This window comes from Halopseudomonas salegens (genome assembly GCF_900105655.1).
GTDB lineage: Bacteria > Pseudomonadota > Gammaproteobacteria > Pseudomonadales > Pseudomonadaceae > Halopseudomonas > Halopseudomonas salegens.
The window spans coordinates 976,030-993,390 of record NZ_LT629787.1 but is presented as its reverse complement, the minus strand read 5'-3'; the positions used below and the strand labels follow the sequence as shown (position 1 = coordinate 993,390).

General features: G+C 57.0%; 14 protein-coding genes. 7 read left to right on the top strand and 7 right to left on the bottom strand.

What is annotated here, in order from left to right:
• Positions 1 to 20 precede the first annotated feature (20 nt).
• Positions 21 to 932: an ROK family protein gene (locus BLU07_RS04485; protein ID WP_092384571.1), complete on the bottom strand. Its 912-nt coding sequence runs from the start codon at positions 930 to 932 to the stop codon at positions 21 to 23.
• Between the two features lie 35 nt (positions 933 to 967).
• Positions 968 to 1,510: a YqiA/YcfP family alpha/beta fold hydrolase gene (locus BLU07_RS04480; protein WP_092384569.1), complete on the bottom strand. Its 543-nt coding sequence runs from the start codon at positions 1,508 to 1,510 to the stop codon at positions 968 to 970.
• A gap of 177 nt (positions 1,511 to 1,687) precedes the next feature.
• Here BLU07_RS04480 and BLU07_RS04475 point away from each other — a divergent pair, with 177 nt between their 5' ends.
• On the top strand, positions 1,688 to 2,677 hold the full coding sequence (locus BLU07_RS04475; RefSeq protein WP_092384567.1) for an endonuclease: 990 nt from the start codon (positions 1,688 to 1,690) through the stop codon (positions 2,675 to 2,677).
• 106 nt (positions 2,678 to 2,783) lie between these two features.
• On the opposite strand, the gene BLU07_RS04470 is transcribed toward BLU07_RS04475, so the two are convergent.
• The 5 genes from BLU07_RS04470 to BLU07_RS04450 all read right to left on the bottom strand — a co-directional run bounded on the left by BLU07_RS04470 (position 2,784) and on the right by BLU07_RS04450 (position 8,158).
• Positions 2,784 to 3,326 (bottom strand): Fic/DOC family protein, encoded by a 543-nt coding sequence (locus BLU07_RS04470; RefSeq protein WP_231701691.1) that lies wholly within the window; start codon positions 3,324 to 3,326, stop codon positions 2,784 to 2,786.
• A 55-nt stretch (positions 3,327 to 3,381) separates the two neighbouring features.
• Positions 3,382 to 3,558, bottom strand: a complete 177-nt coding sequence (locus tag BLU07_RS04465) for a YhfG family protein (protein WP_407920096.1) — start codon at positions 3,556 to 3,558, stop codon at positions 3,382 to 3,384.
• 161 nt (positions 3,559 to 3,719) lie between these two features.
• Positions 3,720 to 4,097 (bottom strand): YkgJ family cysteine cluster protein, encoded by a 378-nt coding sequence (locus BLU07_RS04460; protein WP_092384563.1) that lies wholly within the window; start codon positions 4,095 to 4,097, stop codon positions 3,720 to 3,722.
• Positions 4,098 to 4,199: 102 nt separating this feature from the next.
• Positions 4,200 to 6,623, bottom strand: a complete 2,424-nt coding sequence (locus BLU07_RS04455) for a YbcC family protein (RefSeq protein ID WP_092384561.1) — start codon at positions 6,621 to 6,623, stop codon at positions 4,200 to 4,202.
• Between the two features lie 2 nt (positions 6,624 to 6,625).
• Entirely contained in the window at positions 6,626 to 8,158 is a 1,533-nt protein-coding gene (locus BLU07_RS04450) for an NADH-quinone oxidoreductase subunit L (protein WP_092384559.1), read from the bottom strand.
• 103 nt (positions 8,159 to 8,261) lie between these two features.
• Between BLU07_RS04450 and BLU07_RS04445 the strand changes: the two genes are divergently transcribed.
• The 6 genes from BLU07_RS04445 (at position 8,262) to BLU07_RS04420 (ending at position 17,357) form a co-directional block, all read left to right on the top strand.
• On the top strand, positions 8,262 to 9,143 hold the full coding sequence (locus tag BLU07_RS04445) for a LysR family transcriptional regulator (protein WP_092384557.1): 882 nt from the start codon (positions 8,262 to 8,264) through the stop codon (positions 9,141 to 9,143).
• A gap of 192 nt (positions 9,144 to 9,335) precedes the next feature.
• A complete protein-coding gene (locus tag BLU07_RS04440) occupies positions 9,336 to 10,397 on the top strand; it encodes an enoyl-CoA hydratase/isomerase family protein (RefSeq protein ID WP_231701690.1) in 1,062 nt (353 codons plus the stop codon).
• Positions 10,394 to 10,618: a DUF3820 family protein gene (locus BLU07_RS04435; RefSeq protein ID WP_092384553.1), complete on the top strand. Its 225-nt coding sequence runs from the start codon at positions 10,394 to 10,396 to the stop codon at positions 10,616 to 10,618. Before BLU07_RS04440 ends, BLU07_RS04435 begins: the two co-directional genes overlap by 4 nt.
• 154 nt (positions 10,619 to 10,772) lie before the next feature.
• Positions 10,773 to 14,057, top strand: a complete 3,285-nt coding sequence (locus tag BLU07_RS04430; RefSeq protein WP_092384551.1) for a DUF11 domain-containing protein — start codon at positions 10,773 to 10,775, stop codon at positions 14,055 to 14,057.
• A 154-nt stretch (positions 14,058 to 14,211) separates the two neighbouring features.
• Positions 14,212 to 14,991 (top strand): response regulator transcription factor, encoded by a 780-nt coding sequence (locus BLU07_RS04425; RefSeq protein WP_092384549.1) that lies wholly within the window; start codon positions 14,212 to 14,214, stop codon positions 14,989 to 14,991.
• On the top strand, positions 14,988 to 17,357 hold the full coding sequence (locus BLU07_RS04420; RefSeq protein WP_092384547.1) for a hybrid sensor histidine kinase/response regulator: 2,370 nt from the start codon (positions 14,988 to 14,990) through the stop codon (positions 17,355 to 17,357). Before BLU07_RS04425 ends, BLU07_RS04420 begins: the two co-directional genes overlap by 4 nt.
• Positions 17,358 to 17,361: the final 4 nt, after the last annotated feature.

Below are 17,361 nucleotides of genomic sequence, written 5' to 3'. Positions count from 1 at the left end.
AGGTAGTTTTCAGAGGCTCCTTACGCCATCGCCAGCCAGGCGGCGCCCCTAACACCACTCGAGTCCCCATGCACTGCGCGCACCACTGGCGTGTCGCACTCACCACCGAATACATACGCCGGCAGGCGGTCTGGCAGTTCCTGGTAGAGCTGTTCGACGTTACTCATGCCGCCGCCGAGTACGATGATGTCCGGGTCCAGTACGTTGATAACGCCGGCCAGCCCGCGTGCCAGGTGGTCGAGGTAGTGGTCGAGGCTTTGCCGGGCTTGTGCATCGCCCTGGCGGGCGTTCTCGGTGATGGTGTGGGCCGTTTGTTGCTGCCCGGTGCGCAGATGATGGGTGAGCGACAGCCCAGTGCCGGAGAGGAAGGTTTCATTGCAGCCGGCGCGGCCGCAGAAACAGGGGCGTTGCTGGTGTTCGCTGTCGGCTGTCCAGGGCAACGGATTATGCCCCCACTCTCCGGCTACGCCGTTGGGGCCGGTCAGCAGGTTGCCCTTGATGCTGCTGCCGGCACCGCAACCGGTGCCGAGTATGGCGGCAAACACGTTGTGGTGATGTTCCCCGGCGCCGTCGGTGGCTTCGGAGAGGGCCAGGCAGTTGGCGTCGTTGGTCAGGGTGACGGGGCGTTGCAGCCGTTCTTGTAGATGCAGTTGCATGGGCTGGCCGTTGATCCAGGTGGAGTTGCCATTCTTGATGCAGCCTGTTTTTCTCGACACGCTGCCGGGTATGCCGATGCCGACGGCAATGCCGCTGACACCGGCGTGAGCCTCGGCGTCCAGTACCAGGGCCTGAATGCTCTGCAGGGTGGCCGGGTAGTCGCCGACAGGTGTGGGCACCCGTTTACGAAAATGCTCGTTGGAGTGCGCGTCCAGCAGTATGACTTCGGTTTTGGTGCCGCCCAGATCAATGCCGATTAGCCAATGGTTGTGCATGCGCTGTGTCCTGTTGTGGTATCTGGCTGGCCGCTTTAGCAGCCCTCAAGAAATGCCTGAATCTTCGGCAAGGCTGCTTCCATATGGGCGAAACGGTGATTGCCACCGGGAAAGCAGATCACCGGGTAGTGGTCTTGCAGGGCGGCCCGGGTTGCCTGGGCATCAATCACTTCATCGCCTTCATCCAGCAGGATCAGGCCTTGCCCGCCGGTCGGCAGGTTAAAGTAGCTGTCTACCGCAGCGGCGGTCAGTTCATAGGGCTGGTTCTGAAAGTCCACGCCCGGGCCAATGTATTTGCCCAGGGTACGCTGCGGCTGAACGGAGGGATTGATGGCGACAAAGGGAATGCCCAGGCGGGTGCCGAGTACTGCTGCCAGCCAGCCGCCCATGGAGGTGCCGGCAATCAGCTCCACGCGGTCCCAGGGGCCTTGCTCGAGCGCGTTATCGATCAACTGCCCGGTGGGCAGGGTGTAGTCGATAGCCTGCCCGCTGACGGGGCCGAGCTTGCCCAGGGTCTGCAACTTGGCGGAGTCAGGGTCAAAGGCGCTGGCAAAGCCGTGCAGGTAATGGATGTTCATCGGCGTCCTGTTTGCTGGTGATTGGATAATGACAGTCTAAACGATCGCGGCAGCATAGCCCGCCCCCGGGCGCTGGCTTATACTCCGCGGCATTGGCGAGGGGCTCACTGGCGATAGCGCCGGTGACAGGCAGGAGCTCTGCCCCGCCGTTTTTCATTGGTTGTGCTGCAGCCCGGGATGGGCGCGGCATGCGTTGTCGATGAGTGCAGTACGGTGATCGGACAGGTGCGTGGTTGGCTGGGGCGTTCCGGGGCGGTAGCCCTGGGGCTGGTATTGAGCACGGTGCTGGCTGCGGCGCCGCTGACCTTCGAGCAAGCCAAGACCCAGGCCCGCCAGCAGGTCTATGCGGACCGGCATACGGTAGGCACCTTGTACTGTGGTTGCCAATGGGAGTGGCTGGGCCGCTCGGGCGGGCGGGTAGATCTGGACAGTTGCGGTTACCAGATCCGGCGCCAGGCCGTTCGCGCCCAGCGCATTGAATGGGAGCATGTGGTGCCGGCGTCGAATTTTGGTCGTGCTCGGCAGTGCTGGCAGGATGGCGGGCGCAGCAACTGCAAGGCAACGGATCCGGTTTTCAATGTGATGGAAGCCGATCTGCATAACCTGTCGCCGGCGATTGGCGAGGTCAATGCGGACCGATCGAATTACCGCTTTGCGCCGATTCGTGGCGCGGCGCAAGGCTATGGTACCTGTGCCATGCAGGTGGATTTCCGGAACCGGGTTGCCGAGCCGCCAGACCCGGTTAAGGGCCAGATTGCACGCATCTATTTCTATATGCATGATCGCTATGACCTGCCCATGGCGCGGCAACAGCAACAGGTGTTCATCGCCTGGGACCAGCAATTTCCGGTGTCTGGCTGGGAGCTGGAGCGCAACCGGCGGATCAGCCGCCTGATGGGCCATGGCAACCCCTTTGTAACCGGCGAGCGGGTGTGGACACCGGGGCATCGCAATTCGGCGGAGGGTGTAGTGAGCTGGCTACCGGAGCCGGCGGCCAGTGGGCAGGACGCTGGCGGTGTGGTTCGCGGTAACCGCAATAGCAAGGTCTATCACTTGCCGCAGGGGTGCCCTAGCTATAACCAGGTCAGCCCAAAAAATGTGGTGGCCTTTGCTACCGCGGCTGAGGCTGAAGCGGCGGGGTTTCGGCGGGCGGGGAATTGTCGCTGAGCTGCCGGTGGCATGGCTGGCCACCGGCTGTGGCTCTGTCAGGCTGCTATCACCAGGATGCGGTTGGGCTCTGGAGTCAAAAGTGAAGGCAATTGCCTGCGATAATTTACACAGGCAGCTCTTCGCCGATGCATAAACTGTAAACCTGTTGCATAGCTTGATAATCACACCGTACCGAGTCAATGCTGGCTTGTAACCATAAGGCAGAGTCAACAGGTGACCAGTCGACCTGATAGCCAGCATTGATCACAATAAAGTCACAGAGTAATCGCATTGCTCGACCATTGCCTTCACGAAAAGGATGCAAAATATTCAAATCACCACTGAATTCAGCAATATTTTTGATCAGTTCATCTCTCGTGCAGCCTGAAAACCAGCGTTGTTCTGCTAATTTAGAGAAGATTTTCCTGGCTTCAGGTTCAATACGGCTGGTTGTGCAAAAGCGTGTACTGCCTTTGGAAACATCCACTATGCGAACTTCGCCAGCCCAAGGGTAGATGTCTTCGAATAACTGCCGGTGCAATTCTTTAAAGAATTCAAAATCGTAGGGCGGAGGGCAAAACTCAATTGCTTCTGCGGCAACCTGTGTCAGGTCACGTTCAGCATTTTCGAGATCACTTTCATCACTGATGTTCAGCTTGTTGACCAAGACACTGCTAGCTGCGTAGCAGTATGGGTCTTGGCCAACCCCATACTTGTCCAAATCAGGCCGAGGCTTTTCGCATGTGGGCTGCAATCACATCGGCTTTGGTAGATAACTTGTTAGCGACTTTTTGATCGCTCACATCGAAGCCTTCCAACCTTAAGCTAGCCAGATAGTTTTTACGCCGCATTTTGGCGAAGTAAGCCTGCTTGGCTTCTTGAGTTGCAACAGTCACCATTCAAACCTCGTTTTCGATCATCATTGAACAGTCTAGCGCGAGAGCTCAACCAGTCAAACTCGCGGCGTCTACACAATGCCTGAATTATACCAGCATGCAGAATATCTGGCTGGCTTCAACTCGCTTCTGCCTGTGGCTTACCGCCACCGGCAGAAGATCTGTCAGGCTGCTATCACCGGGATGCAGTTGGGCTCGGGTGAGGTGAATGGCAGCGGGGGCAAGCCGTGTCGGGCTCTGGAGCGCTGGCAATCGTCGTTCGGCTGGCCGTTCTCGCCATGCCAGGCAAACTCACGACAGGTACTCGAGCGATGTTCGTACACCGTGCAGCGCACACCCTGACCAATATCGCCCATCAGGCCGATACAGCGGGGGTTGCTCTGGTTGGTGCCTTGCATGCAGCTTAAATGCGGAGAGATCTGTTCCGTCAGTGCGGCCGGTACGTGGCCATCGGGGGCACTGTCCGTTTCCCCCCAGTAAAACGATACCCTGAATGTGGCGCAGCAAGCACCGCAGTTCAGACAGGGCGTGTCCTGGCTCATTTCATCGCAATCCTCATCTTGCTATGGATTGCGCTTTTTACTCCTGTTCAGGGCTGGCTGGCAATAGGGGCGATTAAACGCCCCCATCAAGACTCATTAAAGTCATACAGGATGCCAGCCGTCCTCATTACGCTGCATCAAACAGCTTGGGGCATCTGGGTCGAGGCATTGAAGATAAAGCCACTGGTTCTCCACTAATTGCCGGACAACCCGATGTTTGGCCAGTACGGTATCGATCATCTCGCGTGGTGCCTTTACAACCACCGTCAGCCTGAGAGGCGTGTGCATCCAGCGCTCGCCGTCATGCAGTGATTGTCGGGCCAGACCGATACGCAAATCCCCGCCATTACCTTCAAATAGCCCAATATGCCTGCCTACCACGTTATGCAGTACTTTATTGCCACTGCCAAAGCGCTGGTTGTCTGTTGTTGACGTCAGATATTGCATGTTGATCCAGTGGGCTACGACCACAGGTGCCGTCATGATCAGCTCCAGCACACTGCCGTCATGGTCTGTTTGCCAGTCATAGTCGTGCAGGAATACTCGCCCTTGAAGATCGACACCTCGAGTGCAGCTGCGAGGGGCTGCAATAAAAGCGGCATTGTTAGCCAGGCCCCACTCCGGCCGTGTTTGTGCCCAGTCACAAGCCCGTTTGCGCAAGGCTTTCAGCAAGGCTGCTGGCTGATCTTTGATACCCTTCAGTCCCAAAGCCGAGGCTCTTTCGGCGCGAGCCCGATGTGTCGCCTGGTCGAGCAACTGCCTTAGTGCCTGCCATTGTGACTTGAGCGCTGCTGGCACCTGCTGGGCATCAAACAATATGATCTCGTCGGTTGTGGTGTTGTGCAACCCGGCAACGGCATGACAGTTCTTGCCAATGCGTATCCCCCGCTGCAGTAGAGCATGCCTGATCTCTGTGTCATTGAGCAGGCTGGCCAGCAACCGCGCATTGACCTCACCACTTTGACCGCAGCAGGCACCGCAGGCTAGGCCGGCTAGCTGAGGGTTATTGGCACTCTGACTGCCATGACCGATCAGCACCAACAAGGGTGGAAAATCGCATCTGAGACCCATGGCCGTCAGGATCCGCTCGATCAGATCGACTTTTTGCTCTGAATCCAGGCCTGTCAAAACCGGGGTTAACTGCACTTGCTCATGGGCGTTTGATGACGAGTGGCCTCTCGGCCCTAGCTGGTGAGCCGCTAATTTACTGGCGTAACCCAAGCCCAGGGTTTCAACCAGCGTGAAGGTGGATGCAGGCAGGCGCTCAAACAACTGCCAGCGCCCTTTTCTTTGCTGTTGTTGGGAGCGGCGGCGGCTCAGGTCCTGGTCCGCCTGCAAATCGCCACTGCTTTCACTGACGCGTATTTGCGGGGCCAGCAAACCGGGCAATTGAGGTCGAGCCGTGTCGCTGCCCAGTGGCGCGTACTCAATCGGCAAACCAAAAAAACCGGCAAACCCTGAGGTTTCTATTGCGGGAGACACCTGCTCAATCGCCCGGCGCATCACCTCGGAACGAACATCAATGCAAAAGAACAAGCGGGCAAAGACATCACTGGACGGGGCGGTTGCATCGGCGGCACACAAGCGTGCTTGCAGTTGCTGCTGCCAGGCCAGCTCGTCTGCACGCTGCCAGATTTGCAGAGCTTGCCAGTGTGCTTGAGGGGGCTTCTTGAGTCTGCGCTTGAAGGCCTGCCGCCAATGCGCCCAAGGACTGTCATGATCACGTGCGCCGTCATCGAGCAGTAACTGCCAGGCAGCCCGAATAGCAAGCAACTCTGTCAGGCTGTGATCCTGCTGTCCCTGTAACTCGGCTTGCCAGCGCTGGTAAGCGCACCAGGAAGCCCAGCCCAGGCTGCGCTGCAGCAGGGTATCAAACCAGTCTGCCCAAAGCGTTTGGTCTACCTCCAGCTGTTCAATCGCTTGTGCCAGGACCTCAATGTGGTGTTGTGGTAACCTGGCAGCACGCTGCTGTAAGGCGTTGCAGCCGCTTAATACAGTTAGCCCATAATCATGCTGCAGGCTGTCACGCCAGGTCGCATACATTCCCTTCGTGTGTGTCAGTTGCCAGTCGGCCTGCTCCCGGTCAAACCAGGCCGCACAGAACTGACCGATCTGATGGGTAATCAATTCAGACCAGGCGGGTACATTCCCTTTTACCGGTGTCATCTCTTCCAGCAAGGGGAGAATATGACCTGCATCGATCGGCTCGTTGAGCCTGTGGTGAACATCATCAAGACGCCAATCCAGCCCGCTTTCATCCAGTGCGGCTTGCAGGTGACTTTGCGTAACACGTCCCTGCTGCCAGGCGCTGGCATAACCCTCCGCTGTAAGCGTCAAAAGACTACCCGACTGCTGCCAAAGTCTGGCTGTCACCGCTTGCCAGTGCTCCCCGCGACGCTCCCATAACGGATTAACCGCAATCAGGCGATCGAGCGGCCAGGTCGGGGCAATCAGTGTGCAGGCGGCCTCGGCAGCGGCAATCAGTTCCCCTTGTTGATCGAGTACGACATTTTCAGGCATGTTCATGATTACATTCCCTTCGGTAGGTGAGCAGCGGAGAAGGAGTGAGGCGGCCAGATACGAAACGTGAGCCGGGTAAAGAATTCATCCAGATAAAATCCGGCATACGCCCAAGGATAGAGTCGTTGCGCCAGCTCGCTGCCGGGGCGCTCCAGAATCAGAGCCTGGACACAATAGAGCGAGATGAAAAACAGCATGGCCATTACCGCCAATCCGGTCTGAAACCCGGTGGCCTCGGGAGCCCCCTCGAGAATAAAGGAAGCCGCTACGTGCCATGACAGATACGCGGCAGGCAACAGGATCAGCATGATTGCCGCCTGTACCTTGGCACCTTGCCGAAAGCACCAAGGTGCCAAACCCACGGCCAGCACCATCAGACTGACCAGAGGCAGGGCATGCTCCGGTTGCCAGCTGGTCCACACGGCATGCAGCAAGAAAATCAGAGCCAGTGCCACGGGCAGTGCCAACAGCGCTCTCTGCAATCCTGGACCTTGCCTCATTGGCTCGGGCAGCCGGCCGGGCTGATTGACAGTACCGCCTGAAGCGAGGAAGGCATGTGCCTTGTACAGTGAGTGAGCCAGCAAATGCACCAAGGCAACCTCGTAAAGCCCCAACCCCAGCTCCATGAGCATAAAACCCATCTGTGCACAGGTGGACCAGGCAAGCCGTACCTTGATGCTGATGCGCGTCATCATCACCAGTGCTGCCAGTACAGCCGTCAGACCACCCACAATAACCAGCAGGGTCTGGGCCGAGGGTACAGCGGAAAACAAAGGGGCAAAGCGCAAGATCAGAAAGCCACCGAGGTTGACCAGGCCGGCATGCAAGAGTGCAGATACCGGCGTCGGCGCTTCCATCACCTGAATCAACCAGCCATGTACGGGGAGCTGGGCTGACTTGAGAATGACCGCCACACACATCAGCAGTGCAGCCAGATGCACACTCCAGCCAAGCCCACCCAGACCTTCGGCATGCTCGGCCACCCATTGCAGGATCAAGACAATCGAGCTGCTTCCAGCAGCATGAACCAGTAAGCAGGTTGCTGACAACAAACAAAGATCGGCCAGACGACTGACAAGAAACTTTTTATGCGCCACAACCTGGGCACTGCTTCTTTCAGGATAAAAAACCAACAGCTGATGCAGACTCAGGCTGGTGGATATCCAGGCTGCAACCAACCAGAACAGATTATCTGTGGTCACGACTACCGCGACAGCTGCCAATGTGAGCAGCAATGCCACCAGGTAACGCCGCTGACGTGGCTCGCCCTGCAGATAGCCTCTGGAAAAATTGATAATGACCATTGCCAGAAAACTGATCAGGGCAGCCATGACCAGACCCAACCGGTCACTGACGTGGTTTGCCAGCCAGCCTGACAGCACATCCATAACGACCAGCGCTATGCCGCCATACCCCGCAATGATGGCCGGCACCCACAGCCAGGAGGACTGGCGACGGTAAGCCAGAAAGACAACAACAGCGCAGGCAAACAGATACAACCACGGCAACAGACTGACAGCTGAAAACGGTAGAACAGGCATGTTGGACGCTCCCCGGGAAATCGACCGAAGCAGTCTCAACGACAAAGCTTTTTATTTAAAATAGATTGTTTAGAATAAATCAATCTGTTTAAGAGAACATAAAATGCGTCGACTCAATTTTCATCACCTGCACTATTTCTGGGCTGTTGCACGGGAAGGCAACTTGACCCGTGCCGCGGAGTCTTTGCATGTGTCCCAATCAGCACTGTCGACCCAGATTCGAGCGTTGGAAGAGCAACTCGGTCACGAACTGTTTATCCGTAGTGGGCGCAATTTGGTATTGACCGAGGCTGGCCACCTGGCTCTGGATTACGCTGACAATATTTTCGCTCTGGGTAATGAATTACAGACAACCCTGATGGGGTCGCTACAAAGCATACAAAAACTCAGGGTTGGCGCGGTAGCCACGCTGTCACGCAACTTTCAGGAGAATCTTTTACGCCCTTTTCTCGGGCGCCACGACGTTCAACTGACGCTGGAGTCCGGGAGCCTTGAGGATATGCTGGAGCGGCTGAGTCGGCACACGCTTGACGTTGTCCTCTCCAACAGGGCAGTCAGCTCTGATGCCGGGCAACGCTGGCGCTGCCGTGAGCTAGACCGACAGTCTGTTTGCCTGGTGGGGCCGCCACGACAGCCCTCTGCCCCCTTTGATCTGATGCAAGACCTGCAAGGTGCTCGACTGATCACACCCGGAAGCAGCAGCGATGTACGCAGGCAGTTCAACATTTTTTGTGATAATCACAGCATTTATCCGAATATATGCGCAGAAGTTGATGACATGGCCATGCTACGTCTGCTGGCCCGTGACTCAGGAGACATTGCGTTGCTGCCGGCTGTCGTAGTTCAGGATGAACTTCAATCCGGCTGCCTGAGCCTATACACCGTGATACCCGACCTGGTGGAGCAATTCTATGCTATTACTCCACGTCGCCACCTCAACATGGGAATCCTGGACTCTCTTCTGGGTGGCAATGCCGGAACCTGACAAATCGAGACATCACAGTCAGTCACTAACCTGCTCTGGTCCATTTCATCGCCGTTGTTGATGACCTGTAATGGGACTTGCCTTCTGCACAAGGATATCCGCTCTGGCATGGGAGCGCTGTGCAAAATACTGGCATTGGCTGCTGCCCTTGTGCTGAAATGTTCGGCTGTTTGGACAGATAAGGCACACGCTGTGAGTGATACCCGCCCCGTCATCAGTGAAGTACATGGCCAGATTGGCCATTTGATTCTGAACCGCCCGGCCCAGTTGAATACCCTGACCCTGGAAATGATCCGCCTGTTGCAACAACAGCTGTCTGCCTGGGCGGAGGATCCGACGGTGCGCGTGGTCGTGCTGCGTGCGACCGGGCGCAAGGCCTTTTGTGCGGGTGGTGACATCCGCGCGCTGTATGACAGTTTCCATGCGGGCGAACACGGGCATTTTGATTTTCTGCAAGAGGAATATGTACTCGACCAGTTTATTCATCATTACCCGAAGCCGGTCATCGGCCTGCTGGATGGCTTTGTGCTCGGCGGTGGCATGGGCCTGGCCCAGGGTTGCTCGCACCGTCTGGTCACCGAGCGCGCCCGGCTGGGCATGCCGGAAGTGGCGATCGGGTATTTCCCGGATGTATGCGCCAGCCATTTTCTCTCGGGCTTGCCCGGTCGCCTGGGTGAATACCTGGCAGTCACCGGGGTCCATCTGTCACCAGCAGATGCACTCTATGCCGGCCTGGCTGATCACCATGTGCGCCATGCCGACCTGGACAGGCTGGTTGACCAGTTGCAACAACAAGACTGGGGCGACGATGCCTTTGCCGAGCTGAATGCCCTGCTTGCTGACGTTGTTCAGCAACCGGACGATGCTGCCCTGCCCCGCTGGCGGTCAGCCATTGACCGGCATTTTGCCGCGATGGATGTGCCTTCGATCATTGCCAGCCTGCAAGATGTGACCGAACCGGAAGAAGCGGGCTGGGCACAGGAGCTGGTGGATCTGCTGCATACCCGTTCACCGATTGCCATGGCCGTGAGTCTGGAATTGATGCGTCGTGGCCGTGGACATAGCCTGGCCTATTGCGCCGAGCTGGAAATGCACCTGATTCGCCAATGGTTTACCAAGGGTGATTTTATTGAAGGCGTGCGGGCCCTGATTGTCGACAAGGACAAGCAGCCACGCTGGAACCCGCCGCAGCTGGAACTGCTGGAACCCGCCAAGGTAGCCGCGTTCTTTACCGAAGCGCCGGAGGCCCGATGAAGCCGGAAGATTTGCAGTTACTGGTCACCCGCACCATGCCTTTCGGCAAATACCAGGGCCGGCTCATTGCCGACCTGCCTGGCAATTACCTCGGCTGGTTTGCCCGTGAAGGCTTTCCCCAGGGCGAAATCGGCCGCCTGTTGGCACTGATGTATGAAATTGACCACAACGGGCTGAATGCCCTGCTGGCACCACTCCGCAAGAACACCCCCTCTACCTGAGAGCTGAAACAAAAGCTTTGTCAGCTCCAGCAAAGTAATCTCATTTTGATCTCACTTAATATATTTTGTTACGCCTTTTGGCTCGGGTCACTGGTCGACCGCGGCTGGAAGACGTCGTGGATTGGAATAGAGCTTGTCTCAGAAGGGAAAAAACATGGACAACGTATTTATCAGCCCCAACTGGCAACAGTTGGCGCGTGTAATCACCGCCGGCGCCTTGATGGGTATTGCCGGCGCAGCCAGTGCTGAGGGCAGTCGTGATCTGTATCCTGCCAGCTATGCTGGCCCCGGCGCGGGTCGTGCCAACCTTAATCTCAGCACTCTTGCCTCAAATCGTTATCTGGACATCATCCCCTCGCGTACCTTCCTCTATGTGTACGCTGAAGCAGGTGAAGTCATTCTGTTGGGGTCGCGCAACCGTACCTCGGGCGGGGTGGGCGCTATCGAAGTCTTCAACCCCCCTGGCGGGCAAAACCCTGCAGACCTTGGCTTTGGCACGCGAGCGGATGAAACAGTACCGGGTACTGCCGATTACACCTGCGATGCAGGCACCACAGGCCTGATTCCGGACCGTGCCGCTGAGCTGGCCGGCCCTAACAGTGCCGATGGCTCCGCAACGGTTCCCGATGGCTTTACCCCCTGCGCTTATCAGGCGCCGCAGTCCGGCGTGTATGCCGTGCTGTTCTCGGGCGGTTCTTCGGGCGGCTCCACGGGTTCTGTTTCGACCCCGGCCGTGAGCGCTTCATCGGTATCAGCCTGGGATGTCACGGTTCGCAGCAGCCTGAACAGCCTGACCAATATTGATGGCCGCCTGTTCACCTATGCCTTCGCGGGCGCCACCGGCGGTAACGGTGATGGCCGTCGACTCTACAGTACGCTGTATTACGTGACGGATGACGGTTACCGTTATGAGCAGACTCAGCGTGGTATGGATCCCAATGCATTTGCCATGTACTCCAACCCCCAGGGCTTTCTCGATCAGGGCGAGCCACTGTACAAAAGCATTCGCAGTAACACCCATTACCTGACCGGTGGCATCCTGCCAAACGGTAGCGGGATTGTTGCCCAGCGTCCCAGTTACCCGATTTTTTTCACCAACCCCATGATTGCAACGGGCTTTGCTGATACCCGCAGTTACCTGGATATTCCCGAGAACCCGTCTGCGCCGCAGATTACCGACATCAGCTTTTCCTACCCGCCCACCCAGGGTTCAACCACCTATGTTGGCCGCGGCGGCACTTTCAGCTTTGAAGCGCAAGACGCCATTTCCTATCAGATCGTCATCAGCCGTGATGGCGTTGATTACGACCCTGCCAACCCGGATAACCGGGTACTGAACGGCTCGGTAGTCAATGGCCTGAACCAGGTATTCTGGAATGGTTACGATAACAGCGGAAACCCTTTCCCCGCGGGGAGTGGTTTCGAGTTTCAGGCAACCGTGCGCAATGGTGAGGTTCACTTTCCCTTTGTGGATGCGGAAAACAACCTCTCCGGAGGCCCGACGGTGGTCAAACTCAATGGCCCCAATGCGGGCGATGCAACCGTGTATTACGATGATCGCGGCTATGTCACCCGCAATGGCACCAGCGTAGGTACCCTCAATGGCGACATCTGTGGCCAGGGCTTCAACAACCAGCCGGTTCCCGGCTTCTCGCTGACCGGGGTGGACTCCAGCGATTCCGACCTGAATGGGCCCGATACCTACTATCGGAGTTGGGATGGTTCAAACAATTCAGGACAGGATTGCAGCGACAACAGCCAGTTTTTCGGTGATGCCAAGGCACTGGATCTGTGGACATTCGAGAGAACGGAACCCGATCCCGGTATCGTGCTCGACTTCGATATCATCGACTATGCGGATGTCACGACCAGCCTCTCCGTGTCACAGGATGTGGCCCCGGGTGATCAGGCTACCGCTGTCATCCAGTTTTCCAATGTCGGCTCGCAAGAGGCCAGCGGTGTTGTCTACAGCCTTGAGCTGCCTGCCGGCCTCTCCGGTGTAACCTGCTCCGGGGCAACCTGTAATTATGATGCCGCAACCGGAACAATCAGCGTTACCGGGTTGCCTGCGTCGCTAAGTCCGGGGCAATCAAGTGCCGTCACTCTGTCCTGGGTAGCCCCCGATGCAGCCGTCGAGGTTGAGTCCTTTATCAGCACGTCCTCGGATCAAGGCCCTAACCTGGCCCCCGATTCCGCGACAGGTACCGGCCAGAACAATCCCGGTGCGACCAATACTGATGTGTTGGCACAAATATCGGCACCGGTGTCTGCCACACCGGGAAGTACCGTGGGGCTGACGCTGAGCTATCTGAACCTGGGGCCTCTGACCGCAGACGACATGACCTATGTCGCCAATCTGCCAACCGGCCTGAGTGGTGTGACCTGCCCGGTTGCCACCTGCAGCTATGATGCTGCCACTGGTGAAACCATCATTACCGGCCTGCCCGCGTCGCTGGCGTCCGGTGAGTCGGTCAGTGTCGCACTGTCTTACACGGCGCCGACATCAGGGGCGGTTGCGGTCAGTAATTCAGTAACCACCAGCACCAGCGAAGTGACGCTGGTGAACAACACGGCCACCGCCTCTACCAATATCGTCAACGTAACCACGGCGGATGTAACCACCAGTGTGTCACCCCCGTCAGTGGCCAACGCCGGCAGTACTGTGACTGTACCGGTCAGCTTCCAGAACCTGGGGCCGCAAGTTGCAAACGATGTGGACTATGATCTGGTGCTGGGGCCAAACCTGAGCAGCGTGAATTGTTCCGGTGCGACCTGTGTCTATGATGCTGCCACTGGTGTGCTCACAGTAACGGGCCTGCCCGCCTCACTGGCCAACGGTGAAAGCACATCGTTCAGCGTGAGCTACGTTGCGCCGGCCTCTGGTGTTGTGCCTGTCAGCTCCAGCATTACCACCAGCAGTACCGAAAGCAATGCGCTGAACAATGCTGCCAGCAGCGAAACCCGCATCGCTGGCGTTGACCTGTTTGTTACGGTGGACAGTAATGAACTGGTGACCACAACAGGTAATGGACGTTTCGAACTGACCTTTGGCAACCAGGGCGAGGCGCCTGCTGCGGATGTTACCTATTCAGCCGATTTGCCGACGGGCTTGAGTGACGTGACCTGCGCTGGCGCTACCTGCAGCTATGACCCGGTAACCGGTGAGCTGACCCTGACTGGGCTGCCAGACACGCTCGATCCGGGCCAGGAAGTCACCGTCGAGGTGACGGTCCCTGCCGGAGGCGTGACGGGCGAGTTCTTCCTGGAAGCCAGTGTCGACACCTCGACACCCGAGGCAGTGACGACCAATAACCAGGCAATTGGCAGTTTCCGCGCGGCTGATAACAAGCCGATACCTGGCCTGTCTGGCCTGGGCGTGATCTTGCTGTCTCTGAGCATGGGGTTGCTGGCCTGGCGCCGACGACTCGCCCAGTTGTAACCCGTCATTGAAACCTTGGTAAACTCTGCGCGGTGGTGCTTGCAAAGACCACCGCGCAGTGCGTTACAGGTGATACTATAACGACAGCGGCCTTGATGCATCACGCTGTAACCTGCCCGAGGATCCCGTCCATATCAGATGAAGTGCAACGGTCATGAAGCCTGTCAACACCCCTCACATCCTGCTGATCGACGACAATCTTGACGACCTGGCACCGCTGGTAACCTGCCTGAAATCCGCCAATATGCGCGTCTCTCTTGCCTCTGTGGCTCGCAAAGGCTACCACCTGGCCCTGGCTCTCAAGCCTGACCTGATTGTGCTTGATCTCTATATGCCTGGAATGGACGGATTTTCCATCTGCCGCTTGCTCCGCGAAGAGCCCAAACTGAATCGCACACCAATCATTTTCCTGTCTAGCACCAGGCAACTGGATGACCGTTTGACCGGCCTGCAATTAGGCTCGGTTGATTTTGTTACCAAGCCTTATGCGGCTGAAGAAGTGCTGGCTCGCATCCGCATTCATTTGCGCTTGAGTTCGCTGCAAACGGCGCCAGAAGTGCATGCCGCCGACGCCATTGAACCGAATGACGCCCAACCCCATGTCGATTGCGATGAGTTACTCATTCGCGCTGCGACCCGGCTGATTCTCGAGAATCTGGCAGAGCCTCCTTCCCTGGATGATCTGGCCAAATCCGTTGGCACCAATCAGAAACGCTTGCTGGGCGTTTTTCGTCAGCGCCACGGCATGACGGTATTTGCCTATATCCGCGAGCTTCGATTGCAGCAGGCCAAACACCTGTTGCGAGGTACTCAGCTCCCGATTGACGATATTGCCGCCTCAGTCGGTTTCAGCAATTCAGCCAATTTTGCTACCGCATTCAAAAGTCATGAAGGGATCCCGCCCAGGGAGTACCGGAAATCCTTTCAGCCATGATGCGTTCCGTTATTGACCGTGCTGGTCGTTTATTCCTGCTTCTGGTTTGTCTGTTTGCTCTGCCTGTTGCGGTTATGGCCAGTGATGGTTGTGCCGATGCCAGCGTACACATTGATGGTTGGCTCATTGATCATGACAAAGACCTGACACCTGAGAGACTACTCGAGCTTCCCGAGAGCCGTTGGCGTGGCAGCCTGGATGAACTGCCGACCTTTTCCGCTGACGCTTTCTGGTTCAGGTTACGGCTGGACCTGGATGAGCAGGTGCCCTGCCAGTACAGGCTGAGCATGGGCGAATCCAGAATCGAGGATCAGCGCCTTTATCAGCTGGTAAACGGCCGCTGGCTGGAATCCGTTGCGGGTAGCCGTCACCCGGTATCCGAGTGGGCCGATGCACATCACAATCCCGGCTTTCCGATCGTCCTGGAGCCAACCCATTCGGGCCTTGCCTTCGTCCGTATCGAAACACGCAGTCGCATACATGTTGATCCGGCATTAACCGATTATCAGCAGGTTGTGCAAGAACGCCACATCAGCTCGTTCCGGGACGGCGTGATTTTTGGGCTGGTATTGCTGCTGGCTCCTTTCGGCCTGGTCATGAGTCTGATATACCGCTCATGGCTTGTACTTTTCAATGTACTCTGGATGCTGAACTATTTTCTGCTGACGCTGGTCGTCAACGGATACCTGTTCTATTTTCCCGACTTGCTGCCCTGGTCTCGCACATTGGTAGCCACTCTCAGCCCGGCTGCTCAAGTTACCTTGTTTGCTTACGTCTATCAGCTTTTCGAACTCAACCGGTTCTCGCGGATAGTACGTTATGGGTTCTGGATACAGGCCGCCGTCGGTTTGATGACGCTGGTGTATTGGGGCCTTGGTGACAGCCTGACGGCACGGGATTGGTTCGAGTTTTACCGCATTGCCACCTACTTCATTTATCCGACACTGCTGTTCATTGCGTACCGGAACAAAATCCGCTTACCCGTTCTTGCATGGTGCTTTTCCCTGTTCATAACCTTGCCCGGTTTCAGGCTTTTATTCGAGGTTCAGGAAGAGGCGCCGCTTTTTTATGGTCAGGATCATCTGGCGCTGGATTCGAACCTGCTGCTGTCCGCCCTGTTGATCATTACCCTGGTGGCCACTGCCTGGAAAAACCGTCGCAATGAACTCGCCCTGCAACAGCGGGTAGAGAAATTGCAGCAAGCGACGCGCCAGCGCCTGGAAAAGGCGGTTGAACTGAGAACCCGACAGTTGAAAGCCGCCTTGCAGTCACGCGGAAACTTTCTCGCCCGCATTACCCATGATCTGCGCTCTCCACTGACGCAGACCCTTGATTACGCCCGGCAATTGATGCTCAAGGAGCAGTCTGCGGCGGCCACAAATATAATTCGATCGACACAACAGCAACTCTTTTTGCTGGATGATCTGATGGATTACGCCCGAGGGGATATCGAGCAACGCGAGCTGGTCAGCGAATCGGGCTACCTGTTCTCATTCTTGCGTGAAATTGAAGAAGAGGGCCGGCTGTTGGCGGAGCGTCAAAGCAATGCGTTCAGGCTCACGACCAGCCAATCCCTGCCGGTGCTGGTGAAGATGGATTTTCGCAAGGTGCACCGTGTGCTGCGCAATTTGCTGGACAATGCAGCCAAATTCACCCGTGACGGCGAGATTCTCTGCGCAGTTGATGGCCAGCCGATGGGCAACAACACGATAGCGCTGATTTTCCGGGTGTGTGATAGTGGTCCGGGCATTCGACCCGAGTTACGGCAACAGCTTACTCAGCCCTTCAATCAGGGCAACACGCAGGACAAGGGCTATGGCCTGGGGCTGGCAATCGTATCCGAGTTGCTTGGCCAAATGGGCAGCCAACTGGACATAGCGGACTCGGAGACAGACGGCAGTTGCTTCAGTTTTGTACTGGAAGTGACCGCCACAGATGAATCCCATATCGAACAGGTATTTATTGATAAGCGGGTAAAGGCACTGGATGGCAATGGCTATGTGATCATGCTGGTCGATGATACTGAAGCAACCCGACTCAATCTGGCCGAATTGCTTGGCGGCTACGGTTTCGACACCCTGCCGGTGGCAAATGGCAGTCAGGCACTGGAAAAACTGACTCACACCCGCGTGGACCTGATCATTACCGACCAGCTGATGCCCGACATGAGCGGCTGGCATCTGCTGGATCAGGTGCGCAAGCTGTATCCGGCATTACCGGTCGTGCTGTATTCCGGCTTGCCGCCTCAAGCGCACAGTGAAACCCCTGACCTGACATTTGATGCCAGCCTGGTGAAACCTGCTGCCAGCGATACTCTGCTCAATACCGTGCTCAGGTTATGTCAGTCGGGCAGAAGGCCAGCCTGACAAC